The sequence below is a fragment of the Pandoraea pneumonica genome (assembly GCF_902459645.1).
In the GTDB taxonomy this organism is placed as follows: Bacteria; Pseudomonadota; Gammaproteobacteria; order Burkholderiales; family Burkholderiaceae; genus Pandoraea; species Pandoraea pneumonica.
Map to the genome: position 1 here is coordinate 158,883 of NZ_CABPSK010000005.1, position 25,081 is coordinate 183,963.

Genomic DNA, 25,081 nt, shown 5'->3' on the forward strand with positions numbered 1-25,081 from the left:
GATAGCCGATAAGGAACCCATCGTGACGGAACTGCCCATCCTCCCGCTCGACACCGCGACGCTCGCACCGCTCGACGGCAAGAAGCTGCTCGTGACCGGTGGCGCCCGTGGCCTTGGCGAAGGCTTCGTGCGTGCGGCCGTCGCACGCGGCGCGCAAGTGACGATTGCCGACATTGCCGCAGATGCGGGCCAAGCACTCGCCGCGTCGTTGCGCGATGCAGGCCATGCGGTGACGTTCGTGCGTGTCGATCTGTCCGATCCTGCCTCGATCGATGCAGCAGCCAAGGCCGCCGCCGAGCAAATGGGCGGCATCGACGGGCTGGTCAACAACGGGGCGATCACTAACTCGGGCGGCAAGCTCGCCACCGAGTTGAGTATCGACACGTGGGACGCCGTGATGAACGTCAACGTGCGCGGCACGTGGCTGATGACGATGGCAGCGCTGCCGTACTTGCGCGCGTCGGGCCAAGGGCGCGTCGTGAACATCGCTTCCGATACCGCCCTCTGGGGCGCGCCGCGACTGCTCGCGTACGCCGCCAGCAAGGGTGCGGTCATGGCGATGACGCGCTCGCTCGCGCGCGAACTCGGCCCGGACGGCATCACCGTGAACGCCATTGCGCCGGGGCTGGTGGAAGTCGAAGCCACGGCCTACGTGCCGGCCGAGCGTCATCGTCACTATCTGGAGGGTCGCGCGTTGCCGCGCGCCCAGGTGCCCGACGACGTCGTGGGGCCGGTGCTGTTCCTGCTCTCCGATGCTTCCCGTTTCGTGACCGGTCAGGTTCTGCCGGTCAACGGCGGCTTCGTGATGCCCTGACCCGGCATGACGCAGTCACCCCTCATTCGCAACGCCTTCAAGGAGTTACAACATGGCGCAAGCCGAAGCTAAAAACACCGCGACGCCTCAGGCCGTCGAGAGCTGGACGCAGGCCGAAGGCCAACCGTTCAGCGAGTGGCTGGACTCGCGTGTGGCGCGTTTTTCGACGCGTAAATACGACTGGGACGCCCTCAAGTTCCAAGCCGACTACGACCCGAAGTATCGCCGTGCGCAGATGCGCTACGTCGGCACGGGCGGCACCGGTGTCGCGAAGGACAGCAACACCGTGCCCGCCGGTCACTTCACGTTCTCGACCATGGTGATTCCGGCCGGCAACATCGGCCCGAGCCACATTCACATGGACGTGGAAGAAATCTTCTTCGTCATGCGCGGCAAGATGAAAGTGGTTTGCGAGCGCGACGGCGAGACGTGGGAAGCCATTCTCGGTGAGCGCGATCTGATCTCGGTGCCGCCCGGCGTGTATCGCACGGAAATCAACATCGGCGATGAAGACGCGCTGATGTGCGTGATGCTCGGCTCGCAAAAGCCCGTCACGCCGACGTATCCGCCCGATTCGCCGCTCGCCAAGATCAAGCGCGAGCAGAAGTAAGCGACGGGACGCTGGTTCTTCCCGAAAGTCCGGTGCGGTGCGCGCCAAGCGCGAGCGCTCCACCGGCAAGAATTTTTCCGAGTCATTGCACAAGACGTTACCCGAAGCCATGTCCGCCGAAGCGCTCAAGTCCAGTCTGCCCGATGCTACCGACGCCATCGATGGCGTTGTCGGCCCGCTTTGCGAGCGCTTGAACGCGTTTGCGTATCGCACGATTGCCACGCGCGCCGGCACGGTGGGCTATCGCGCCACGGCCACGGCTGGCGATGACCGTCTGCCGGTGGTGATGTTGCACGGCATCGGCTCGGGCGCAGCCTCGTGGCTCGCGCAGTTTGAAGCGGCGGGTCTCGATGTCGCGCTGTATGCATGGGATGCGCCGGGTTACGGCGAAACGTCCAACGTGAGCGACGCCGAACCGCGACCCGATGCGTATGCCGACGCGCTCGAAGCGTGGCTCGATGCCCTCGGTCTGGATCGCGTCGCGCTCGTGGGGCACTCGCTGGGCGCGATCATGGCGACGAAGTTCGCCAGCCGCGCACCGCAACGCGTGCGTGGCCTCTTCCTCTGCTCGCCTGCCAACGGTTACGGCAAGGCCGACCCGGCAGTACGCGTGTCCAAGCGCGATAGCCGTTTGGCAATGCTCGATAAGCTCGGCCCGGTGGGGATGGCGCGCGAACGCAGCGACAACCTCGTCGCACCGAACGCCGCCGATCTGCCGCGCGCATGGGTGAAATGGAACATGAGCCGCGTGCTGCCGGTTGGCTACGCCCAAGCGACCCATCTGCTCTCGAACGGCGATGTGGCGAGCGAGTTGGCGCAGTACGTGGCCGCCAACGCTGGCCCGGTGGCCGTGGCCGTCGGTGCGCAGGACGCCATTACGACGCCTGCCGCCTGCCAGACCATTGCGGACGTGGCTGGCGTGCCGCTGCAAATTATCGACGGCGCAGGACACGCGTCGTATATCGAAACGCCCGACGTTCTGAATGCCGCCCTCGCCGCGTGGCTCGAACGTGTGGCCGCAGGGGAGTGTTGAGATGGCACCGGCTACCCCGAAACGCGCGGCTGCCGCGCTTCCCGACGAAGAGGCGCTCGATGCGCTTGATGGGCTCAATGCGGCCGATGACGTGAGCGAACAAGACACCGAAGCCGGGCCGACCGAGTCGCGCTATCTCGTCCCGGGCCTTGAGCGCGGCTTGCGCATCCTCACGCAGTTCTCGCCGCGAGAGTCGGTGTTCAGCGCACCGGAGTTGTCGCAGCGTTTGGGTATTCCCCGCACTACCGTGTTTCGTCTGTTGCAGACGCTCGAAGCCATGGGGTTTCTGGAGCGCGCAGGCAGCGAAAAGAACTTCCGCCTGGGTGTCGCGGTGCTGCGTCTCGGCTTTGAATACCTGAGCTCGCTGGAACTCACCGATCTGGGCATTCCGATCATCGAGCGCCTGCGCGACGCGACCCAACTGACCTCGCACATCGTGATTCGCGACGGGCGCGACATCGTGTTCGTTGCCAAGGCGCAGAGCGTGGCGGGCGTCTTCAATTCGATCAAGGTGAACGTGGGCACGCGTTTGCCTGCGCACGCGACGGTGCACGGTCATGTGTTGATGGGCGATTTGACGCTGGCTGAATTGAAGGCGCTTTATCCGGAAAAGGCGCTGGAGAAGTTCACCCCGCAAACGCCCGAGACGCTTGCCGAATTGTTCGAGCGCGTGCGCGAAGACGCCGAGCGTGGCTACGCCGTGTCGGCCTCGTCGTTCGAGCGCGGCATCAGCGTGGTGAGCGCACCGGTGCGTAACGACGCCGGTCACATTTGCGCCGCCATCACGGTCACGATTCCGCGCGCCAACATCGATGCGTCGATGCTCGATGCGGGCCTGATCGGGCAAGTGCGCGAAGCCGCCGATGCGCTCTCGCATCGGCTGAATTACCGGCCGGGCAGCGACGGCCGCACCACCCCCTACATGAAGTCACTGGGATTGAAATGATCAAGATCGACCTTTCCGCACGTGCGGCGCTGGTCACGGGCGGCTCATCCGGCATCGGGCTCGCCACGGCCGAGCGCTTGCTCGAAGCCGGTGCCGCCGTCGCGATTTGCGGGCGCAACACCGAGCGTCTGGCACAAGCCGAAGCGCATTTGCGCGAACGCCATCCCGACGCGCGGCTGATCGCAGCGCAATGCAACGTGCTCGATGAGGCAGACGTCACGGCGCTCACCGAGCGTGTCGCCCGTGAGTTCGGCCGTCTGGACATGCTGATCAACAACGCGGGACAAGGCCGGGTGTCGACGTTCGCCGACACGACGGACGACGCATGGCGTGAAGAACTGGAGTTGAAGTATTTCAGCGTCATTCGCACGACGCGCGCCTGCCTGCCGATGCTGCGCGACGCCGCGCGTGAGACGGGCGACGCCGCCATCGTCTGCGTGAATTCGCTGCTCGCCCTTCAGCCCGAGCCCCATATGGTGGCCACGTCCTCGGCGCGTGCCGGTATCCAGAATCTGGTGCGCTCGATGGCAGGCGAATTCGCACCCGACGGTGTGCGCGTGAATTCGATCCTGATCGGGCTTGTGGAGTCGGGCCAATGGCGCCGCCGTTTTGCCGCGCAAGGCGAGGGCAAGACGTGGCAGGAGTGGACCGGCGAGCTGGCCCGCAAGAAGCAAATCCAGTTGCAGCGTCTGGGCAAGCCTGAAGAGGCGGCCGCGGCGATCTTTTTCCTGGCGAGCCCGCAATCGTCTTATACGACGGGCAGCCACATCGATGTTTCCGGAGGCTTGGCAAGACATGTCTAACAAAACCACCGTCGGCGAAGTCATCGCGGCGTTTCTCGAACAATGCGGCGTGAAAACCGCGTTCGGCGTGATCTCGATTCACAACATGCCGATTCTCGACGCCATCGCGCGCCGCGAAAACATCCGTTACGTCGGCGCACGCGGCGAAGCCGGTGCATTGAACATGGCCGATGGCCTGTCGCGCGTCTCGGGCGGCCTCGGCGTAGCGTTCACGAGCACTGGCACGGCAGCCGGTAATGCGGCTGGCGCGATGGTCGAAGCGTTGACCGCTGGAACCCCCGTGCTGCACATCACCGGCCAGATCGAAACCGAATTCCTCGACCGCGACCTCGCGTACATCCACGAAGCGCCCGATCAGTTGAGCATGCTGAAGTCGATCTCGAAGGCCGCGTATCGTGTGCGTTGCGTCGACACGGCCCTCTCGACCGTGCGCGAAGCGGTGCGTGCTGCACTGACCGCGCCGACGGGCCCGGTCAGCGTTGAAATTCCCATCGATATTCAAGCGGCTGAAATCGAATGGCCAGCCGATCTGGCGGCGCCGCACGTGAGCGTGCCGTCGCATGACGAGCAACGCGTGGCGGAACTGGCCGACAAGCTGGCCGCAGCGCATCGTCCGCTGCTGTGGTTGGGCGGCGGTGCGCGCGGGGCAGAAGCCGCTGTGAAGCGCCTCGTCGACATGGGCTTCGGTGTCGTGACCAGCGTGCAAGGCCGCGGCATCGTGCCGGAAGACCACGCCGCAACGCTTGGTGCCTTCAACATTCACCCGACGGTCGAAGCGTTCTACAAGACCTGTGACGCCGTGCTCGTGGTTGGCTCGCGCTTGCGCGGTAACGAAACGCTCAAATACAAACTCGGCCTGCCGCGTCCGCTGTATCGCGTCGACGCCGACGGTAAAGCCGATAACCGTGGCTACCGCAATGACTTGTTCGTGCAAGGCGACGCCGCGCGCGTGCTGAACGCGCTTGCCGACCGCTTGCAGGGCCGTCTGTCGGTCGACCCGGCATTCCACGCCGATCTCGCCGCCGCGCGCGACGCTGCCGTCAAACAAGTGGCTGAAGGGCTTGGGCCGTATCGCCAACTCGTGGCGGCGCTGCAAGGCGCGCTGGGCCGCGACTTCAACTGGGTGCGCGACGTCACGATCTCGAACAGCACGTGGGGCAACCGCCTGCTGAAGATCTTCTCGCCGCGCGCGGGCGTGCACGCCTTGGGTGGCGGCATCGGTCAGGGCATGCAGATGGGCATTGGCGCGGCACTCGCGGGCAATGCGAAGAAGACGGTCGCGCTGTGCGGCGACGGTGGCCTGATGGTCAACGTGGGTGAACTCGCTACCGCCGTGCAGGAAAAAGCGCCGGTCATCATTTTGCTGATGAACGACCAGTGCTACGGCGTGATTCGCAATATTCAAGATGCGCAGTACGGCGGCCGCCGTCACTACGTGCAACTGCACCAGCCGGACTTCGCCGCGTTCTGCGCGAGCCTGCAACTCAAGCACGAGCGCATTACTGCCATCGATCAGGCGGAAGGTGCGGTGGCGCGCGCCGTGGCCCACGACGGCCCGGTGCTGCTGGAAGTCGACATGCTGTCGGTCGGCAGCTTCGCGTCGCACTTTGCCGGTCCGCCGGTACGGGAGCCTGCGAATGCGTGAGTTGAATCATCGACCGGTGGACGTGGCGCTGATCGGCTTCGGGGCCATTGGCTCCAAGGTCTACGAGGCGTTCGCCACTGATCCGTCGCTGCGCATCGGTCACGTGATCGTCCCTGAAGATGCCGCGGCCCGTGTGCGCGAGAGCGTGCGCGAAGGCACCGAAGTGGTGTCGTCGGCGCACGCACTGTCGAGTCGTCCGGACTTCGTCTTGGAATGTGCAGGCCATAGCGCGCTGTCGGCGCACGTCGTGCCGTTGCTCAAGTCGGGTATCGATTGCGCGGTGGCGTCCATTGGCGCGCTTTCCGATTCAGAACTGCTCGCTGCACTGGAGCAAGCCGCGAAAGCAGGCGAATCGACCGTCACGCTGCTCTCGGGCGCCATTGGCGGTATCGACGCGATTTCCGCCGCTCGCGAAGGCGGGTTGGACGAGGTGGTCTACACCGGCCGCAAGCCGCCGCTGGGCTGGCAGGGCACGCCTGCCGAAGACGTGTGCGATCTGGCGACGCTCGCCAGCGCGACCGTGATCTTCGAAGGCAGCGCCCGCGACGCGGCGCGTCTGTACCCGAAGAACGCCAACGTGGCTGCAACGGTGGCCATTGCCGGTCTGGGGCTCGACGCCACGCGCGTGCGGCTGATTGCCGATCCGGCCGTGACGCGCAACGTGCATCACATTGCGGCGCGTGGTGCGTTCGGCGAGATGTCGCTGGAGATGTGCGGCAAGCCGTTGCCGGACAACCCCAAGACGTCGGCGCTCACGGCATATTCGGCGATTCGCGCGCTCAAGAACCGCGTCGCGAATTGCGTGATCTAGCTCTCGCAGGACAAGCACCATGAGTCATCAAGATTTGCTGCAAGGTTTTTCGAGCGACATTCTGGTCGGCGGCGAATGGCGTGCCGGCACGGGCAAGCGCTATCAGAGCCTGTATCCGGCCGACGAGAGCGTGAACGCCGAGATCGCGGCTGCGGGCGCGCAAGACGCGACCGACGCCGTGGAAGCTGCCGATGCCGCGTGGCGTCGCGCCGACTGGGCTGGGCTTAAGCCGCATCAACGTGCCGCCGTGTTGCATCGCGTGGCCGATGGCATCACGCAACGCGCCGAGGCGCTGGCGCATCTGCAACGCCGCGACAACGGCAAGCCGATCAGCGAGACGCGTGCGCTGGTCGCGAGCGCTGCGGGCACGTTCCGTTATTTCGCGTCGTGTCTTGAGACGCTGGAAGAAACGCTCACGCCGTCGCGTGGCGACTATCTGACGATGAGCGTGCACGAGCCGCTGGGTGTCGTGGCTGCCATCACGCCGTGGAATTCGCCGATTGCTTCCGATGCGCAGAAGCTTGCGCCTGCGCTGGCCGCGGGTAACGCCGTGGTGCTTAAACCGGCGGAAGTCACGCCGTTGGCATCGCTCGAACTCGGCCGCATCTGCGAAGCCGCCGGTGTGCCGCGTGGCGTGCTGTCGGTGCTGCCGGGCAAGGGCTCGGTGATCGGCGACATTCTCGTGCGCCATCCGAAGGTCAAGAAGGTGGCGTTCACGGGCGGCACCGAAGTCGGGCGCGGCATTGCGCGTCTGGCGGCGGAGAAGCTCATGCCCGTCTCGCTCGAATTGGGCGGCAAGTCGCCGACCATCGTGTTCGAAGACGCGGACATCGATCACGCCGTGGCTGGGGTGCTGTACGGCATCTTCAGTTCATCGGGCGAGTCGTGCATCGCCGGGTCTCGCCTGTTCGTGCACAAGAAGATCTTCGATACGTTCGTCGAGCGGCTGGTCGCTGGTGCGAAGCAGTTGCGCGTGGGCGACCCGCTGCGCGAAGACACGCAGATGGGGCCGCTAGTGACGTCGGCACATCGCGAATCGATCGAACGCTATGTGGCCATCGGGCTGGACGAGGGCGGTCGCCTGCTGTGCGGCGGTGAGCGTCCGGTAGGTGACGGTCGCGAGAAAGGCTACTTCTATCAACCGACCATCATCGCGGGCCTGACGAATCAGGCGCGCATGGTGCAGGAAGAAATCTTCGGCCCGGTGCTCGCCGTGCTGCCGTTCGAGAACGAAGACGACTTGCTGGCCGAGGCCAACGACAGCGTCTACGGGCTGGCGGCAGGCATCTGGACGCGCGACTACAAGCGCGCTTGGCGTCTGGGGCGTGCATTGGAAACCGGCACCGTCTGGATCAACACGTACAAGCAGTTCTCGATTTCGACGCCGTTCGGCGGCTGGAAGGAGAGCGGCATGGGGCGTGAGAAGGGGCGTCTGGGGCTGCTCGAATACACGAATCAGAAGAGCCTCTACTGGGGCATGAACGACAACCCGCTCGGCTGGGCGGGGCGTGTCTGAATGGCAAGAAGCTAACAAGCTGTGGCATCAACCACCGCGATGCACGGGGCATCGCGGTAACCCAAGACTTGAGCGAGGCAGAGATATGTTGTCGATTTTCCGTGCATCGTTGGCGCGTCGCGCCTTTCTGACGGCTGGCCTTTGTGCCATCACGGGTCTGAGCGCTGCGCCGGTGTGGGCGCAACCGGCGACCCAGCAAATCACTTATTTGCTGCCCGCCCCGGCCAATCTGCCGGCGTTTGCGCCGCTCATGCTGGCCGAGAAGAAGGGCTACTACGCCGCCGAAGGGCTTTCGGTGCGTTGGCTGACCGTGCAGGGCGGCGCCGACGTCGGCAAGCAACTCGCGTCGGGCAACGGCGATCTCGGCGGCGGTCTGGGCGACACGCCCATCGTGCTGCGCCCGAACGGCATTCCGATCAAAGGCGTGGCCCTGCTGGGCGGCCGCACGCTGCACCAACTGGTGGTGCGCGACGACGCCAACATCAAGTCGCCCGCCGATCTGAAGGGCAAGACGATCACTGTGCTGGCGTATCAGGACACCGGTTTCTACGCGACGCTGGGGCTGCTGGCTTCGGCAGGGCTCACGCGCAACGATGCCCGCATTCAGGGCGCAGGCCCGGCAGGCGTGTGGCAGCAAGTGGCCACGGGCAAGGCTGAAGTGATGGTGGGCACGCCGGAGTGGGCGCAGAACATCGAAGACGCGGGCGTGAAGATCACCATGACGTCGACCGATAAGTATTTCCCGGGCATGGCGCAAGCGATTCTCGCCTCGGACAAGACCATTGCCGAGAAGCCGGAAATGATCCGCAAGTTCGTGCACGCGACGCTTAAGTCGGTGGCCGAGATCATGCGTGATCCGGCGGGCGCGGCGAAGGACTACTGCGCGGCGGTGCCCGCTTATAAGGGCAAGGAAGCGGAGATCGAGAAGATCCTCACGTATTACGCCCGCAACGTGTACCCGGGCCAGCAGCGTCTGGGCGCGTTCGATCCGGCACGCGTGACGAAGCTCCAAGATTTCTACGCACAGGAAAAGGTCATTCGCGACAAGTCGAATCCGGCCGACCTGTTCACCAACCAGTTTGTGCAGTAAGGCAGGCTCGCCATGCAAGAGAACGCTACGCCGGTGGACGCGCCGCAGACCATGTTGCTGACCGTGTTTCTGCGGCACGACCAGTCGAACAATCTCGACGCGTTTCAGGAGCGCCTGAAGGCTGCCGAGTGGTGGGAGCGCTTTCCGCCGGAGGGCGTGAAGGTGGTGTCGTGGACGGTGGCGATGGGCTTCGGTCAGATCGTGACGCTGGAGTTGCCGCCCCACCTGCTGCCGGTGGTGAACGTGGAGCTAGAGCGTTCCGCGTGGGGCGTGTTTCGCACCGAATGCTATCCGACTTACGACTTTGTACCCGTGCACGCACGCATTCGCGAACGGGTTCGCAACGGAGGGAAATGATGGACCGTTATCTTGACCCGCATCAAGCGCGTCGCCATGTGCCGACGCAATACGAAAGCCTGCTGGGCGACGCCATCGAGCGCGCCTACGCCGCAGGCACACACGATCTGGCGGGCCTCGTCGCTTACCTGAATCGCACGGGCCCGGGCCCGCAAGAGGGCGAGACGTGGACCGAAGACGTCTACAAGGCGCAGATCGCCCGCATGGCTGAAGAGTAAAAACATCACATGACGATGCGCTCGCTAACCGGCATGGACCGGGGCGACGCGCCGACGATGGAGAGGTCCCCCCATGACTACGCAACAAGTTGTTCTCACTGCTGACGCCATTCTTGAGCGCGGCCTGAAGAATCTTTGGTACCCGATTTGCCCGTCGCATATGGTCGGCCGCGAGCCGGTCTCGCTGCGCCGCCTCGGCAAGAAACTGGTGTTCTGGCGCGATCAGGACAACAAGGTGCATGCGCTCGACGACCATTGCCCGCACCGTGGCGCACCGCTCTCGAAGGGCATCGTGATGGGCGATCGCATCGCTTGCGGCTACCACGGCGTGCAAGTGCGTTGCGACGGCACGGTGATGCGTGTGCCGGGCAGCCCGGGCTGCAAGCTCGAAGGCTCGCGTCCGACGCAGGCGTATCACATCGTTGAACGCAACGAAGCGATCTGGCTGTACAACGCCACGGAAAACATCGACACGCCGCCGCCGCTGGTGCTGCCCGCAGAGCTCGACGCCGACGGCGAGTTCTCGTCGTTCCTTTGCTATACCGAGTGGAAGGGCGATTACCGTTACGTGCTCGATAACGTGATGGACCCGATGCACGGCACGTATCTGCACAAGCAATCGCACTCGATGGCCGAAGGCGACAACACGGCGGCGTTCCGCATTCGGGATACGGACATTGGTTTCGTGTTCGAGAAAGAAGGCCAGCGCGATGTGAACTTCGACTGGACCGAATGGGCCGATACCGGCACGCATTGGATGCGCCTCGAAATTCCGTATCCGAAGACGGGCGGCCCGGGCGGTAACTTCGTGATCGTGGGCAGCTACACGCCCATTTCGCCGACGCTCGCTGCGGTATTCCACTGGCGCTGCCGCAAGTTGCAAGACTGGCAGCGCAACACGTGGCGCTTCCTGTATCGCAACCGCCTTGAAGCGCGCCACTGGGCCGTGCTCGAGCAAGACCGCGTGATGCTCGAAGACATGGAGCCGGACGCCAATCAGAACGAGCATCTGTATCAGCACGATATGGGCATCGTGCGTCTGCGCCGCCATCTGAAGAACTTGGCGAAGGCAGAGCTCGAACGTATGCAACAGGGGAAGGCGTAAGCCGCGCACGTCATGACATCGAACGCTCAAGCGCGCACGCACGCCGACACCGGGGCCGCACCGCAAGCCGAGCGCATTCGTGCGCAGGCTGTGCCCGATTTGGGCACGGCGACGTGGACCAACGGCATTCGCTTCGGTAACGAGATTCTGCTCTCGGGCATGACGGCGCATCCGGCCACGCGCGACGCTGCGCAGCCGTTGACGGCTTACGAGCAGACGCTCGTTGTCTTGGGCAAGATTCGCGCGTTGGTCGAAGCGGGCGGCGGCAGGCTCGCGAACATCTACAAACTCGTCGTGTACGTGACCGACATCGCGGACAAGGACGACGTAGGGCGCGCACGCCGAGAGTTCTTCGCCGATGTGGCAGAGAACGGTGGCGCGTATCCGTGCTCGACGCTGGTGGCCGTGAGCGGGCTGGTGTTTCCCGAATTGCGCGTGGAGATCGAGGCGTTCGCGCGTCTCGATATCGATTTGTCGAAAGCGGGTTGAACGGCGCAGACGGCGGCGTTTTCCCGAGCCGGTGGTTTTTCATTACAGACGCAGGGCACTCCTGCAAGCAACATCAGAGAGCTGGGTCATGAGCAAGTCAAATCTGAGTGCGATGGTGCGTACGCTTCGTTACGAAGCGGCGGGCATCATGAGCATCGAACTCGTGCCTGCGGCCGTTGGCGGCGCGTCGGCGCCGACGTTCCCGGACTTCACGCCGGGCGCGCATATCGACCTGCATCTGCCAAGCGGACTGGTGCGCAGCTACTCGCTCGTGAACGCGCCCGGAGAGGCAAACCGTTATGTGCTCGGCATCCTCGCCGATCCGAAGAGCCGCGGCGGGTCGCGCTTTATTCACGACAATTTCCGCGTGGGCATGACGCTTGATATCTCGGCACCGCGCAATCATTTCGAACTCGACGAGAGCGCAGCGCACACGGTGCTGGTGGCGGGCGGTATCGGTGTCACGCCGATTCTGTGCATGTATCGCCGCCTGCGCTCGTTGGGGCGCAGCGTGAAGCTGCTCTACTGCGCGCGTACGGCGCCGCAAGCCGCTTTTATCGACGAGATCAGCGCGCTGGGCGGCGATATCACCTATCACTTTGACGATCAGCAAGGCGGCAAGCCAGCATCGCTGACGAGTTTCCTCGCGGGGCAACCCGCAGGCACGCACGCGTATTGCTGCGGCCCGGGCGTGATGCTCGATGCTTTCGAAGCAGCCTGCGCCGAAGCGGGTATTGCCAACGTGCATATCGAACGTTTCGCCGCTGCGCCCGATGCACCGCCCCCCGCGACGAGCGAAGGCTATGTCGTCAAGCTGGCGAAAAGCGGCAAGGAGATTGCGGTGCCTGCGGGAGCGACGCTGCTCGACACATTGCTTGCTGCGGGCATCGACGCTGAACACAGTTGTATGGAAGGGGTGTGCGGTGCGTGCGAGACGCGCGTGCTCGAAGGCTGCCCCGATCACCGCGACTCGGTATTGAGCGCTGGCGAGCGCGCCGAGAACAAAGTCATGATGATCTGCGTGTCCGGTTGCAAGGGCGACCGTCTCACGCTCGATCTTTGATTCCCATTCATCACCCGAGACTGCCATGACGATTCTGGGCATCGAACAAATTACCTACGGGGTGACCGACCTCGACACCTGCCGCCGCTTTCTTGCCGACTGGGGGCTCACCGAAGTTTCCGCCGATGCGAACGGCGCGCGTTTCGAAACGCTCAACGGCGGCCGTGTGCTGGCCGTGCGGCACGACGATCCGTCGCTGCCGCCTGCGATGGAAGACGGCCCGACGTTGCGCGAGGTGACGTGGGGCGTGACGACGGCCGATGAGGTCGCCGCTATTGCCGACAAGCTGGCCGGTCAGCCGGGTTACTACTTCCGCGATGGCGCGACGGGCTGCATCGATCCGAACGGTTTAGCCGTGCGTGTGGAAGTGAGCGCTAAGCGGGCGCTCGATCTGAAGGGCGCACCGACGAATCCGTGGGGGCTGCCCGCGCAACGCGTGAACACGCCGAGTCCGGTGTACGAGCGGGCGCAGCCGATCGAGGTCGGGCACGTGGTGTTCTTCACCAATGCGCTCGCCGCGACGCAGAAGTTCTATGAAGACATGCTGGGCTTCGAGTTGTCGGACCGCTATCCCGATCGCGGCGCGTTCATGCGCTGTGCGCCGCACGGCGGGCACCACGATCTGTTCTTGCTCGCCTTGCCCAACGGTAAGCGCGGACTGAACCACGTGGCGTTCACGGTGCGCGATATCCACGAGGTGTTCGGTGGCGGCATGCACATCGACCGCTGCGGCTGGGAGACGCAACTCGGCCCGGGCCGTCATCCGATTTCGTCCGCGTATTTCTGGTACTTCAAGAACCCCTGCGGGGCGTTGATCGAGTATTACGCCGATGAGGATGTCTTGACGCCCGAGTGGCAGCCGCGCGACTTCGAGCCGGGGCCGACGGTGTTCGCGGAGTGGGCGGTCGATGGTGGCATCGATGGCACGACGCGGCGCCAGAAGAAGGGCGGTGAAGCGCCCACGGGCAAGTTCATGACCGACACGGTCAAGCGCTGAGCTGGCTGGGCCGGTCATGGCAGGCGCGCCGATCCGGGGGGAACGGCGCGCCTGTTTTTGCGATAACTTACTTCGCCAGTTCGGCGTCGATGGCGGCGACCAGACGCGGATCGTCGGCCTTCACATCCGGTGAGAAGCGCGCGACGACTTCACCGTTGCGGCCCACCAGAAACTTCTCGAAGTTCCACAGCACATCGGCGGGGTTCTCCCGCTCGACACCAAAGCCTTTCAAGCGCTCGCGGAACGGGCCTTCGCCCGTAGCTTCCGGCTTGGCATCGACCAGGGCGGCGTACAGCGGATGACGGTCGTCACCCAGCACCGAGATTTTTGCGAACAGCGGGAACGTCACGTTGTATTGCGTGGAGCAGAAGTCGAGGATCTCCTGATCCGTGCCGGGTTCCTGGCCTTTGAAGTTGTTGGCCGGGAAGGCCAGCACTTCGAGACCCGCGCCGCGCTTGTCTTCGTACAGACGCTCCAGTCCTTCGTATTGCGGCGTCAGGCCGCATTTGGACGCGACATTCACCACCAGACGCACCTTGCCTGCGTAATCGCCAAGCTTGGACGGCGTGCCGTCGTTACGGTTGACGGCGATAGATTCGATAGTCGTGCTCATACGTAAATTCCTTTGGCGAAAGTGATTCGAGAGTGATCCGGGAGTCGCTGCGATCAACGAAGCCGAGTGTATCGGAAGCCCGCAAACCCCGCTGACGGGGCGCACATCCACCGGAGGGGGGCACCGGCGCAGTAGCGGTATCGATTTATCACAATCGGGTGATTCCGGCACGAATGTAAGGATTATGTAAGTTGATCGTCGTCTGGCTTGCCGAGGCGTAGAAGTCATTAAAAAAGGACGATCGTTTTCTCGGTGATTTCACCGTTTGTTATATGAATGTTACATATTTGGGGAAATTTTCTAGGCGATGTGTTGTTCGTGTGTGACGTAAAAATATCAATGAAATCAACGGCAAATTGGCCGTAGATGATTCCCGATTGACAGTCGTGAAAGCTTGTGAAAGTATTCGCGGGATTAAAAAAGTTACCGCATATAACAAGCACACAGCGCTGATCCACAGCGCAAGTCAATAAAACGGGGTTGTCCGAATGCTTCGTACTGCTTTTCAGACGTCAGGCGCGTTTGCGCGAGCGCAAATTTCCTTTGCTGCATGGCAAAGCGACGCATTTCCGACAGTTCCCGTCTTACCCGACCGACGCGTTGCCTTATCTCGCGCCATGACGCACTAGCGTCGGCGCCCCGTCCCGCTTCACCCGCACCTCATCAACGGACTTCGCCCGCACGGCGGAGTTTTTGCGTTGCTATCGCGGGTTTTCGCGCGGGATCGTACCGAATTCAGCATTCGTCGCATTAAAAGAACATTCATCAGGGGAATCAAATGAATCACGTCTACCGCGTGGTGTGGAGCGCCAGTCTTGGCATGTATCAGGTCGCGTCGGAAATCGCCTGCGGCCATAGTGGCAAGTCACGTTCGGTGGACCGTCGCCGTGCACGCAAGGCGGCGGCCGCCGCGGCGCTGGCCGTACTCTCGGGCGTGGTTCAGGCAACGCCGTCACCCGTGGGGACAGTCACGCAGTCGGATACCAACTCGTACGCGCTTGTCCCCGGCGGCGCAATGGGTTGGTTCCCCGTATGGGACTGGAACGGTACCGATCTGAACGTCTCGATGACCGGCGTCAAGTCCGTGAGTTTCGACAACCTGACTGGGCAGATTCAGGTGGGTGCCGGGGCCGCGGTTTCCGGTGACACAGCGGGTATTGCTATCAATGCAACTAGCGTGCTGTCGAACCTGTCGACGCTGACCAACAACGGCACCATCTCGGGCTCGCAAACCGGCGTGACCGTGGCCGGTGCGCTGGGCTCGATCGCCAACAATGGCTTGATTTCGAATGGGCTGTTTAACGCCGCTGCCGTTCAGGTGTCGGGTACAGTCGGGACGCTGACGAACAACGGCGCTATTACTGGCGCGAGCGACCGCGGCAATGGCATCACCGTGGCGCCGGTGGATCCTGCTGCACCTTCCCGTCTCGATCGCATCGAAAATACCGGGACGATCTCCGGCGGCACGAACGGCATCAACAACGCGGGCGGGACGATCGGCACGATCTCCAACACCATTGCCGGGTCCGCAACGGGCACGATCAAGGGGCAGGTCGGCATTATCAATACGACCAACTACCTCGCCCCTACCAACGTCATCGGCTCGCTCGACCGTATCGAGAACTCCGGTGCGATCACGGGGACGGATGTCGGTATTGCCAACGCGGCGACGCTCGGCACGATTCACAACAACGCCTCCGGCGTGATCTCGGGCACCAACTCCTACGGGATTCGCAACGCGCTCGGCCAGATTTCCGCCATCGAGAACAGCGGGAATATTACGGGCGGCATCAATGCCATTCAGAACGTAAGCACGATCACGTCGATCGACAATTCCGGGACGATTTCCGCTGCGACGATCGCGGTGGTCAGCACCTCGCGCCTTGGTACGTTGACCAACTCGGGCTTGATCGCAGCAACGAGCAACGGGCAGGGCGGTTTCGCGGTGCAGAACTTCGGGTCGATGGGTACGCTGTCGAACTCCGGCCAGATTACGACCTCCACCACGATGGGTAGTGGGGGCGCCGGTGTCTATACGTCCAATCGTATCGATGCGTTGAACAACCAGAGCGGCGGGCTGATTCAGGGCGACTACGGCGTGTATAACGACGGCGCCGGACGCAGCATCGGGACGCTGACCAACGCCGGCACGATCACCGGTGCGACCTCGGGTGTGCGCAACATGGGCGGCACCATTACGTCGATCGTCAACTCGGGGGCAAACGGAAATGCCGCCGCAGGCACGATCTCGGCTACGGGCAATGGCTCCTTCGTCTATGGCATCGACAATGCGACTTTTACCGTCTCGGGGACGGCCACCACTGCCACGATCGGCACGATCACCAACGGCGGTGTGATTCGCGGCGCGATGTACGGGATCAACAATTCCGGCTCGATCGGCACAATCAACAACCTGGCAGGCGGGACGATTTGGGGCGGCACCGCGGCGATCAGCTCCGGCGCATCGAATACGCTCGGCGCGATTAACAATGCCGGCGTCATTCTCGGATTGGTCGGCAACCAGACGACGCAGGATCTGACGATCACGGGCGGCACGGGCAGCAACTTCGGCACGTTTGCAGGCAGCGATGGCGTGTCGACCGGCTACTTCCTGAACAACAAATCGAACCTGCGCCTGACGAGCGGCAACATCGTGCTCAACGATACCGTCGACCTCGGCGGCACGTTCACGATGTTCAACAGCGGGGCGAGCAACCTTCACGTCGACAAGTCGATTTCGGTCACGGGCAACTATCAACAAGACGCCGGCGCCACGCTCGAAGTCGGTGCGGGGGCAGGTGCCTTCACGACGGGCAATCCGGTGGCGGACACCGGCTATGGCCGATTGGTGGTGAGTGGCAACGCGACGGTTGCCGCAGGCTCGACCATTTCCATCAAGTCGATGGGTTACACGCTGGCAGCCGGTCAGCGCTTTGTCGTCATCGACGCGGCCTCGGCCACCTATAACGCCGGCGCGCTGAACTACGTCGTGAGCAACCCGACGCTCACGGGTAGCGGCTCGCAGGTGATCTACAACGGACGCCAGGATCTCGTCGTCTCGCTCGTCGGCCCGAACTATGTCGCCACGATGGGCGGCGTGTCGGGGCTCGTCAGCGGCACGTCGGCATCCCTGGTGCCGCACTGGAGCTTCGATGGCTCGAACCTGACGGTGACGGGCACGTCGTTTGCAACGATCACGGGCAACCTCGGCACGATTTCCAACACGGGTACGCTCACTGGCACTTACGCGTTCTCGGTGGCTGGCACGGGCAGCATCGCAAGTATCCAGAACGACGGCACCATCGCGGCGACCGGTTCGAGCAACTCGGGTCTCGTCAACGGTGGCACGATCGGCACGTTGACCAATCGCGGAAAAATCTCCTCGGTGAGTTTTGCCGCAGTGAACAACAATGGCGGCTCGCTCACACGCTTCGAGAACAGCGGCACACTCGTTGGCGTAACGAGTGGTCTTGCTAACACTGGCCAACTGAGTTCGCTGGTCAATAGCGGTCAGATGTCGGGTGAGTGGGCCGTGGCAAACGGCGGGAATGGCTACACCAATTCGCTGCTGAGTACGCTGACGAACAGTGGCACGATCTCGGGCCCGTCGCGCGGCGTGAGCAACAGCGGTGCAACGATCACGACGATCGACAATCTGGCCGGTGGCCTGATTACCGCGACCGACAACAGCGGCGCCATCGTCTCGGGTATCGTCAACTCGGGGGCGGCGAACGGCACGCTGACGTCGCAGGGCACGATCGGCACGATCAACAACGCCGGTGTGATTTCCGGCGGTTACTACGGCATCTACAACGATTACACGATCGGTGCGATCAACAACCTCGCGGGCGGTTTGATCACCGGTCTCGGCGGCGCGATTTCGAATCAGTCGGCAACGTCTTCGCTGGGGCAGATCAGCAACGCAGGCACCATCGCCGGTTGGATCATCAATCGCTCGCCGAACGATCTGCGCATCAGTGGCGCGACCGATTCGACGTTCGGCACGCTCACGGGCTTCGGCGGTGGTGTGGGCACCATCGTGAGCACTAACGCCGATGTGCACTTCAACGGCGGCAACCTGCTGGTCAACAACAACTTCGATCTGGGCGGTACGCGTACCGCTTACAACGATTCGTCGGTGTTGCAGGTCAATCGCGTGCTTCAGGTGGCGGGCAACTACACGCAGGCCGCAGCCGGTACGCTGCAAATCGGCGTGGCAAGCGGCGCGAACACAACGGGTAACTTCAGCACCGACAGCGGCTACGGGCGTCTGGTCGTCTCGGGTAATAGCTACATCACCCCGGGCTCGACGATTGCGCTGCAATCGCTCGGTTACGCGTTTGCGGGCGGGCAGCGTTACGCCATCATCGATACGGCAGGCACGAGCAACTACAACGAATCGACGCTGCGCTATGTGGTGAACGGCTATCCGGCGCTGTCGGCCAGCGGTGCGCGCGTGGGCAATGGTGCCAACGTCGATCTGGTGGTGACGATCTTCTCGCCGACCTACCTCGGTACCATCGGCGGCACGACGGCGCTGGCAGCAGGCACGCCGATCGACGCGTCGCCGTCGTGGACGTTCGACGGCGCCAACCTGACGGTGGCAGGCACGACCTTCGGTTCGATCAACGGCTCGCTCGGCACGCTCACGAACAACGGCACGCTGACCGGTACGTCGGCGCTGGCCATTGGCACCAACGGTGGAGCCATTGCCCGCATCGAGAACAACGGTCTGGTGCATTCGACCGGCCCGACCGATTCGGCCATCTACAACGGTGGTGTGGTCGGAACGCTGCTCAATCAAGGCACGCTGCTCTCGGACAACATGGCTGGGTTGAACAGCGCGACGTCGATCTCGCGTCTGGAAAACAACGGTCTGATCTCCGGCAGATTGACGGGCGTGTACAACAGCGGTTCGATCACCTCGGCCGTCAACAACGGCACGATCGTCGCAACGGACGGTTCGTCGAACGCCGTCGGCTTGATCAGCACCGGGCAGCTCACGTCGCTCGCCAACAGCGGGCTCATCAGCGGCTACTTCGGCGTGATGGTTCGTGCGTCGGGCAACGCCACGCCGAGCACCACGCTGGGCACGCTCACGAACAGCGGCACCATCGCAGGCGCTAGCGGAAACGGATCGATCTCGGCGGCAGGTCTGGCCAATTACGGCGGGACTATCGGTGCGATCGACAACCTTGCCGGTGGCACGATCACGGCAACCGGCACCGCTGCGGCCTTGGGCATTCAGAACAGCGCGTCGCTCATCGCCGGTACGCTTTACGGCGGCACGATCGGCGCGATCAACAACGCCGGTCTGATTTCGAGCGGCTATTACGGGATCTACAACACCGACCGGATCAATACGATCAACAACCTGGCCGGTGGTGTGATTACGGCCGTTGGCGCTGCCATCTCGAATCAAGGCGCAGGCGGCATCGATCAGATCAGTAACGCGGGCACGATCGCTGGCTCGATCATCAACCGCGCGAACAACGATCTGCGCATTAGCGGCGCGACCGACTCGACGTTCGGCACGCTCACGGGCTTCGGTGGCAGTGTGGGCACCATCGCGAGCAACATCGCCGATGTGCGCTTCAACGGCGGCAACCTGCTGCTCAACGACAACCTCGATCTGAACGGTACGCGTACCGCTTACAACGACTCGTCGGTGTTGCAGGTCAATCGTGTGCTTCAGGTGTCGGGCAACTACAGTCAGGCCGCGTCGGGCACGCTGCAAATCGGCGTGGCGAGCGGTGCTAACACGACGGGTAATTTGAGCACCGACAGCGGCTACGGGCGTCTGGTCGTCTCGGGTAACAGCTACATTGCGCCGGGCTCGACGATTGCCCTGCAATCGCTCGGTTACGCGTTTGCGAGCGGCCAGCGTTACGTCATCGTTGATACGGCCGGCGCGACCAATTACAACGAAGGCACGCTGCGCTATGTGGTGAACGGCTATCCGGCGTTGTCGGCGAACGGCGCGAGCGTCGGTAACGGGTCGAAGACCGACCTGGTGGTGACGATCTTCAAGCCGGGCAATATCGGTACCATCGGCGGCACGACGCCGCTCGTGTCGGGCCTGGCGATCAATTCGTCGCCGACGTGGACGTTCGACGGTAACAACCTGACGGTGGCAGGCACGACCTTCGGTACGATCAGCGGCGAGCTCGGTAAGCTCACGAACAACGGCACGCTGACCAGTCTGCAAAACAGCGGACGCATCGCCGATGGTTTGATGGCCTTTTCCAACAACGGGGTCATCACGTCCGCCATGAACACCGGCACGATTGCCGCGACCGATAACTCGGTGGTGGCGATGGGTCTGGTGAACACAGGTCAGTTCGGCTCGCTTAGCAATAGCGGGCTGATCAGCGGATTTAACGCCGTTGTGAATCAGGCGCCGGGCAATGGCGCGTCGGCTACGCTGGGCACGCTCACGAACAGCGGCACGATTGCTGGCGCTAGCGGCACGATTTACAGCTCGGCGCACGGGGTGGGGAATTTCGGCGGCACCATCGATGCCATCAACAACCTCGCCAGCGGCAAGATCACGGCGACCGGCGCTGGTCTGCCTGCCGGCATTCACAACGGTGCGTCGAGCATCGGCGGCTCGGTGTATGGCGGCACGATCGGCGCGATCAACAACGCAGGTCTGATCACGGGCGATTACTACGCGATCTACAACAGCGACCGGATCAATACGATCAACAACCTCGCCGGTGGTGTGATCACGGCAATTGGCGGTGCGATCTCGAATCAGGACCAAAACGCCAGCATCGGTCAGATCAACAACGCGGGCACCATCGGTGGCTGGATCATCAACCGCTCTGTCAACGACCTGCGCATCAGTGGCGCGACCGATTCGACGTTCGGTACGCTCACGGGCTTTGGCGGCGGTGTGGGCACCATCGTGAGCACGAACGCCGATGTGCACTTCAACGGCGGCAACCTGCTGGTGAACGACAACTTCGCCCTGAACGGCACGCGTACGGCTTACAACGACTCGTCGGTGTTGCAAGTTAATCGCGCGCTTCAGGTCGCGGGTAACTATGCGCAGGCGGCCGGTGCCACGCTGCAAATCGGCGTCGCAGGAAACGCGGTGACCACGGGCGATATGTCCACGGACAGCGGCTACGGCCGTCTGGTGGTGAGCGGGAACACGACGCTTGCCTCAGGTTCGAGCGTCGCACTTCAATCGCTGGGCTACTCGTTCGCTGCCGGTCAACGCTACGTGGTGATCGACACTGCGGGCACGGCCAACTACAACGCCGATTCGCTGGTGTACAAGGTCAACGGCTCGACGACGCTTGCAGCAACCGGCGCTGCCGTGGCCAACGGCACGCATCAGGATCTGGTGGTGACGCTGGCCCAAGGCTCGGGTAACAACGGCGGTAACAACGGTGGTAATAACGGCGGCAACAACGGCGGTAACAACGGTGGTAATAACGGCGGTAATAACGGCGGTAACAACGGTGGCAGCGAAGGCGGCAACAACGGCGGTACTACGCCGACGTTCGACCCGCGCAGCAATGCCACCATTGCGTCCAACCCGAACGCTGTCTCGTCGTTGCGCGGGCTGCTCGGCTACACCGGCGTGAGCGATCCGCAGTTGCTCAATCTGTACAACGCGACGCTGGGTTCGCTTAGCGACAACTCGACGGGTTCGGCCAATCGCGTCGGCCAGCAACTGGCACCGGCTCAGCACACGCGTGCGGCAGGTGCTGCAACGTTCGACTCGCTCAGCGTCGTCAATGCGCACGTGAACGGCTTGCGCGTGGCACAGGCCGGCGGCACGGGCGTGGCGACGGGCGACAGCGCATCGAACTGGGGCGTGTGGGGTCAGGCGTTCGGCGGTCACGCCAGCCAGTCGGCACGTGACGGTGTCGATGGTTACAGCGCCAACTACGGCGGCTTGCTGGTCGGTGCCGACCGTGCATTCGGCGATCACTGGCGTGCCGGCGGTGCGTTCCAGTTCTCGCGCACGGTCATCAACAACGATGGCAGCACGTCGGGCAACAGCACGAGCGTGAACGGTTACGGGCTGATCGGCTACGCCGCCTTCACGGGCGAGCCGTGGTACGTGAACCTGTCGGGCTCGGCAGTGCTTCAGCGCTACAACTCGACGCGTCTCGTGTCGATGCAAGGCTTCAACGGCGTTGCAAACGGCAGCTTCGATGGTCAGCAGTATGTGGCCAGCGCCGAGTTCGGTTATCCGTTGGCAGTGGGCCGCGCAGTGGTCACGCCGCTCGCAAGCCTCACGTATAGCTATCTGAACCAGAACAGCTACACGGAAACGGGTGGCAATGGCACGGCGTTGTCGGTGAGCAGCGCATCCGCTAGCTCGGTGCGCAGCGCGTTGGGTGCGAAGTTTGCGCTGCCGTTCGATACGTCGTACGGCAGTCTGGTGCCGGAGTTGAGCCTGCGTTGGGTGCACGAGTACAACCGTACGCGTCTGGCCACGGGAGCGAGCTTCGCGGCCGACCCGATCGGTCAGACGGGCTTCACGACGGTGGGCGCCACGCCGGTGTCTGACCTGGCGGATGTCTCGCTGGGCCTGACGCTCCTGCGTGCGAACAACCTGAGCGCCTCGGTTCGCTACCAGTTGCAAGTCGGTTCGGGCTTCATCTCGCACACGGGTATCGTGCGCGTGCAACAGCGCTTCTGATGCGTTGATGTCACACCCGGCGGTCGCACCATTTGACATGGCTGCGACCGCCGTGGAAGTATTGCGCAGTCCTTCACCGCGGGTTCTGCTCGCCTCTGCCGTTCGGCACATCCCCGATGTCCTCCTCTCCCGATTCCGCTCCCGGTACGCTTACCTTCGCCCAGGCTATTGCACTGGCACAGTCGCATTGGCAGGCCGGGCAGGCTGCGCAGGCAGAAATGCTTTGCCGCCGCGTGCTGGAAGCCGCGCCCGATCAGCCCGATGCGCACTATTTGCTGGCATTGATGGCGCATGCCTACGGCAAGCGCGAGATGGCGATCAACCACCTGACGCGGGCATGCGACGCACCGGGTGCGCCTGCGGCTTTCTGGTCGGACTTGGCTGAAATGTGCCGCCAGGCGGGCAGGCTGGAGCAAGCGCAGACGGCTGCGCGGCATGCGGTGGCCATCGATCCGACGTTTGCCGCCGGATGGAACAATCTCGGGATTGTGTTGCAGGAGGCGGGCGAGCTTGAGCCGAGCATGGCGTGCTTGCTGCGCGTGAGCGAACTGCAACCGGCGTCGGCCGATGCGCAGAACAATCTTGGCAATACGGCGCGCTTGCTCGGGCGCACCGATGCCGCTGAAGCCCACTATCGCCGCGCACTCGAATTGGCGCCGCAGCGGGCCGATACCCTCAGCAATCTGGCGGCGCTGCTAAGTGCCCTGCGACGGCTCGATGAAGCGGAGGTCCTCGCGCGCCGTGCCATTGAGATCGATCCGCAGTTTGTCGACGCGTATCGCAACCTTGCCGATGTGGAGCTCTCGCGTGGCAACGTCGCCGGGGCGTTTCAGATCGTCGAGGTAATGAGCGCGTTTGCTGAACGGCATCCGTCCACGCTTGGCGCGCGCGCACGAATTCTGCGTCTCGCCGGTCGTCTGGACGAAGCGTTGGCCTGTGCCCGCGACGCGGCGGCGCTGCAACCGGAGAGTGCCGAGGCGCGTGCCTTGCTGGCAGTCATTCAAGCGGAAATCGATAAGCGGGTTCCTGAACACGCCGATATCGAAGTCGGCGCGTCGGGTACTCCGGCTGCGGCAGTGCAGGGGGCAGATAGCGACGCGCAGGTTGCCGTCCAAGCGCGATCGGAGGTGGTGGCGATTCACGAGCGCGCGTTGGCGCTGGTGCGGGAACAAGATTTTGCAGGGGCCGAGGCGCTGCTCGGTGAAGTAGTGTCGCGCGGCGTTGCGCCGATGTCGCTGTGGCGATTGCTCGCGATGGTGCTGCGTGCACAGGGCAAGGCGCAAGCAGGGTGCGATGTGCTCGGTATGCTCGCGCAGCAAGTGCCGGGCGATCTGGCCAATCGGTTCGATTATGCCGAAGCGTTGCTGCTGCTCGGCGACTTCGAGCGCGGATGGCGCGAATACCGCTATCGCTACAGTCTGGAACATACCCAATCGATCGAGCGCAAGGTGCAACGTCCGCGCTGGGACGGTCAGCCGATTCCAGGCCAGACGCTCCTGATTCACGACGAGCAGGGCTACGGCGATACGTTCCAGTTCATGCGCATGGCGCGTTGGGCGCGCGAGCGCAGTCAGGCGCGCGTGATCTTCGAGGTTAATCAGGAAACGTTCTCTATCGCGAAGCGCATGTGGGGTGACGAAGATATCGTGGCGCGCGGCACGCTGCCGATTGCCTTCGATCAGCATTGCGAGTTGATGAGTTTGCCGATGGCGATGGGCCTCAAGCTCGACGATCTGCCCGGCGAAGTGCCGTATCTCAGCGCCGACCCGGCACGCATTGCGCACTGGCAGGCACGTCTCGCGGCGTTGCCGAAACCCTGGGTTGCCATCGTTTGGGCGGGGCGGCCGGAGCACGTGAACGACATCAACCGGTCGATGCATCTCGATCAGTTGGGACCGCTGGGCGCATCTGGGGCGACGTTCCTGTCGATTCAGAAGGGGCCAGCGTCGTCGCAGGCCGATACGCCGCCGAGCGGTATGCAGATGGTGTCACTGAGCGATGAGATTCGCGATTTCGAAGACACCGCGGCGATTCTGCATTTGGCAGATCTGCTGATTTCTGTCGACTCGTCGCCTGTGCATCTGGCCGGGGCGATGGGCCGTCCGGTGTGGGTGCTGTTGCCGTTTGTGCCGGATTGGCGCTGGTTGCTCGATCGAGACGATACGCCGTGGTACCCGGGAATGCGCCTGCTCCGGCAGCCTGAGCGTGCGGCGTGGGCGCCCGTCATCGCGCGTGCGGCAGCCGATTTGACGCAGTGGGTTGCCGAGCGCAGAGAGGTTGCGGAGTGATACGCGCGGCGATTTGCA

The 25,081-nt window shown here is 63.4% G+C and carries 18 protein-coding genes and 1 pseudogene; 18 read left to right on the forward strand and 1 reads right to left on the reverse strand.

The features are described from left to right. The first annotated feature begins 22 nt into the window (after positions 1-22). From PPN31114_RS23240 to PPN31114_RS23310, 15 genes are all read left to right on the forward strand, one after another. Positions 23-814, forward strand: a complete 792-nt coding sequence (locus PPN31114_RS23240) for an SDR family oxidoreductase (protein ID WP_150681895.1) — start codon at positions 23-25, stop codon at positions 812-814. A 52-nt stretch (positions 815-866) separates the two neighbouring features. Next, on the forward strand, positions 867-1,424 hold the full coding sequence (locus PPN31114_RS23245; protein WP_150681896.1) for a cupin domain-containing protein: 558 nt from the start codon (positions 867-869) through the stop codon (positions 1,422-1,424). A 37-nt stretch (positions 1,425-1,461) separates the two neighbouring features. After that, positions 1,462-2,457 (forward strand): alpha/beta fold hydrolase, encoded by a 996-nt coding sequence (locus PPN31114_RS23250; RefSeq protein ID WP_246182714.1) that lies wholly within the window; start codon positions 1,462-1,464, stop codon positions 2,455-2,457. 1 nt (position 2,458) lies between these two features. After that, on the forward strand, positions 2,459-3,403 hold the full coding sequence (locus PPN31114_RS23255; protein ID WP_150681897.1) for an IclR family transcriptional regulator: 945 nt from the start codon (positions 2,459-2,461) through the stop codon (positions 3,401-3,403). After that, complete coding sequence (locus tag PPN31114_RS23260) at positions 3,400-4,206, forward strand: SDR family oxidoreductase (protein ID WP_150681898.1); 807 nt, start codon at positions 3,400-3,402, stop codon at positions 4,204-4,206. The genes PPN31114_RS23255 and PPN31114_RS23260 overlap by 4 nt, the downstream gene beginning before the upstream one ends. Then, positions 4,199-5,851, forward strand: coding sequence for a thiamine pyrophosphate-binding protein (locus PPN31114_RS23265; RefSeq protein WP_150681899.1), 1,653 nt, complete (start codon positions 4,199-4,201; stop codon positions 5,849-5,851). The genes PPN31114_RS23260 and PPN31114_RS23265 overlap by 8 nt, the downstream gene beginning before the upstream one ends. Continuing rightward, positions 5,844-6,662 carry an aspartate dehydrogenase gene (locus tag PPN31114_RS23270; RefSeq protein ID WP_150681900.1) on the forward strand — a complete coding sequence of 273 codons (819 nt, stop codon included), beginning with the start codon at positions 5,844-5,846 and terminating at the stop codon, positions 6,660-6,662. Before PPN31114_RS23265 ends, PPN31114_RS23270 begins: the two co-directional genes overlap by 8 nt. A gap of 19 nt (positions 6,663-6,681) precedes the next feature. Then, entirely contained in the window at positions 6,682-8,178 is a 1,497-nt protein-coding gene (locus tag PPN31114_RS23275) for an aldehyde dehydrogenase (protein ID WP_150681901.1), read from the forward strand. An 85-nt stretch (positions 8,179-8,263) separates the two neighbouring features. Continuing rightward, positions 8,264-9,268, forward strand: a complete 1,005-nt coding sequence (locus PPN31114_RS23280; RefSeq protein ID WP_150681902.1) for an ABC transporter substrate-binding protein — start codon at positions 8,264-8,266, stop codon at positions 9,266-9,268. Positions 9,269-9,280: 12 nt separating this feature from the next. Continuing rightward, positions 9,281-9,625, forward strand: a complete 345-nt coding sequence (locus PPN31114_RS23285) for a hypothetical protein (RefSeq protein WP_150681903.1) — start codon at positions 9,281-9,283, stop codon at positions 9,623-9,625. Then, positions 9,625-9,843: a recombinase-like helix-turn-helix domain-containing protein gene (locus tag PPN31114_RS23290; protein WP_150681904.1), complete on the forward strand. Its 219-nt coding sequence runs from the start codon at positions 9,625-9,627 to the stop codon at positions 9,841-9,843. Before PPN31114_RS23285 ends, PPN31114_RS23290 begins: the two co-directional genes overlap by 1 nt. A gap of 73 nt (positions 9,844-9,916) precedes the next feature. Further along, positions 9,917-10,948 (forward strand): aromatic ring-hydroxylating oxygenase subunit alpha, encoded by a 1,032-nt coding sequence (locus PPN31114_RS23295; RefSeq protein ID WP_150681905.1) that lies wholly within the window; start codon positions 9,917-9,919, stop codon positions 10,946-10,948. A 12-nt stretch (positions 10,949-10,960) separates the two neighbouring features. Then, positions 10,961-11,437, forward strand: coding sequence for a Rid family hydrolase (locus PPN31114_RS23300; protein ID WP_150681906.1), 477 nt, complete (start codon positions 10,961-10,963; stop codon positions 11,435-11,437). 88 nt (positions 11,438-11,525) lie between these two features. After that, entirely contained in the window at positions 11,526-12,500 is a 975-nt protein-coding gene (locus PPN31114_RS23305; RefSeq protein WP_150681907.1) for a PDR/VanB family oxidoreductase, read from the forward strand. Positions 12,501-12,525: 25 nt separating this feature from the next. Continuing rightward, positions 12,526-13,497, forward strand: coding sequence for a VOC family protein (locus PPN31114_RS23310; protein WP_150681908.1), 972 nt, complete (start codon positions 12,526-12,528; stop codon positions 13,495-13,497). A 67-nt stretch (positions 13,498-13,564) separates the two neighbouring features. Here the strand turns inward: PPN31114_RS23310 and PPN31114_RS23315 are convergent, their stop codons facing one another. Next, a complete protein-coding gene (locus tag PPN31114_RS23315) occupies positions 13,565-14,110 on the reverse strand; it encodes a glutathione peroxidase (protein ID WP_150681909.1) in 546 nt (181 codons plus the stop codon). Between the two features lie 778 nt (positions 14,111-14,888). Between PPN31114_RS23315 and PPN31114_RS23320 the strand changes: the two genes are divergently transcribed. From PPN31114_RS23320 to PPN31114_RS26665, 3 genes and pseudogenes are all read left to right on the forward strand, one after another. Next, entirely contained in the window at positions 14,889-22,775 is a 7,887-nt protein-coding gene (locus PPN31114_RS23320; RefSeq protein ID WP_150681910.1) for an ESPR-type extended signal peptide-containing protein, read from the forward strand. 218 nt (positions 22,776-22,993) lie between these two features. Next, a pseudogene (locus PPN31114_RS26660) lies at positions 22,994-23,551 on the forward strand (tetratricopeptide repeat protein); the annotation flags it as partial. A 300-nt stretch (positions 23,552-23,851) separates the two neighbouring features. Then, the gene (locus PPN31114_RS26665) at positions 23,852-25,063 is read left to right on the forward strand and encodes a glycosyl transferase family 8 (protein WP_370865915.1); all 1,212 of its coding nucleotides are present in this window, start codon (positions 23,852-23,854) and stop codon (positions 25,061-25,063) included. Positions 25,064-25,081: the final 18 nt, after the last annotated feature.

Coding starts and splice junctions, on each gene's coding strand:
- PPN31114_RS23245 (WP_150681896.1), top strand. CDS start 867: ATGGCGCAAGCCGAAGCTAAAAACACCGCGACGCCTCAGGCCGTCGAG.
- PPN31114_RS23255 (WP_150681897.1), top strand. CDS start 2,459: ATGGCACCGGCTACCCCGAAACGCGCGGCTGCCGCGCTTCCCGACGAA.
- PPN31114_RS23260 (WP_150681898.1), top strand. CDS start 3,400: ATGATCAAGATCGACCTTTCCGCACGTGCGGCGCTGGTCACGGGCGGC.
- PPN31114_RS23265 (WP_150681899.1), top strand. CDS start 4,199: ATGTCTAACAAAACCACCGTCGGCGAAGTCATCGCGGCGTTTCTCGAA.
- PPN31114_RS23270 (WP_150681900.1), top strand. CDS start 5,844: ATGCGTGAGTTGAATCATCGACCGGTGGACGTGGCGCTGATCGGCTTC.
- PPN31114_RS23275 (WP_150681901.1), top strand. CDS start 6,682: ATGAGTCATCAAGATTTGCTGCAAGGTTTTTCGAGCGACATTCTGGTC.
- PPN31114_RS23280 (WP_150681902.1), top strand. CDS start 8,264: ATGTTGTCGATTTTCCGTGCATCGTTGGCGCGTCGCGCCTTTCTGACG.
- PPN31114_RS23285 (WP_150681903.1), top strand. CDS start 9,281: ATGCAAGAGAACGCTACGCCGGTGGACGCGCCGCAGACCATGTTGCTG.
- PPN31114_RS23290 (WP_150681904.1), top strand. CDS start 9,625: ATGGACCGTTATCTTGACCCGCATCAAGCGCGTCGCCATGTGCCGACG.
- PPN31114_RS23295 (WP_150681905.1), top strand. CDS start 9,917: ATGACTACGCAACAAGTTGTTCTCACTGCTGACGCCATTCTTGAGCGC.
- PPN31114_RS23300 (WP_150681906.1), top strand. CDS start 10,961: ATGACATCGAACGCTCAAGCGCGCACGCACGCCGACACCGGGGCCGCA.
- PPN31114_RS23305 (WP_150681907.1), top strand. CDS start 11,526: ATGAGCAAGTCAAATCTGAGTGCGATGGTGCGTACGCTTCGTTACGAA.
- PPN31114_RS23310 (WP_150681908.1), top strand. CDS start 12,526: ATGACGATTCTGGGCATCGAACAAATTACCTACGGGGTGACCGACCTC.
- PPN31114_RS23315 (WP_150681909.1), bottom strand. CDS start 14,110: ATGAGCACGACTATCGAATCTATCGCCGTCAACCGTAACGACGGCACG.
- PPN31114_RS23320 (WP_150681910.1), top strand. CDS start 14,889: ATGAATCACGTCTACCGCGTGGTGTGGAGCGCCAGTCTTGGCATGTAT.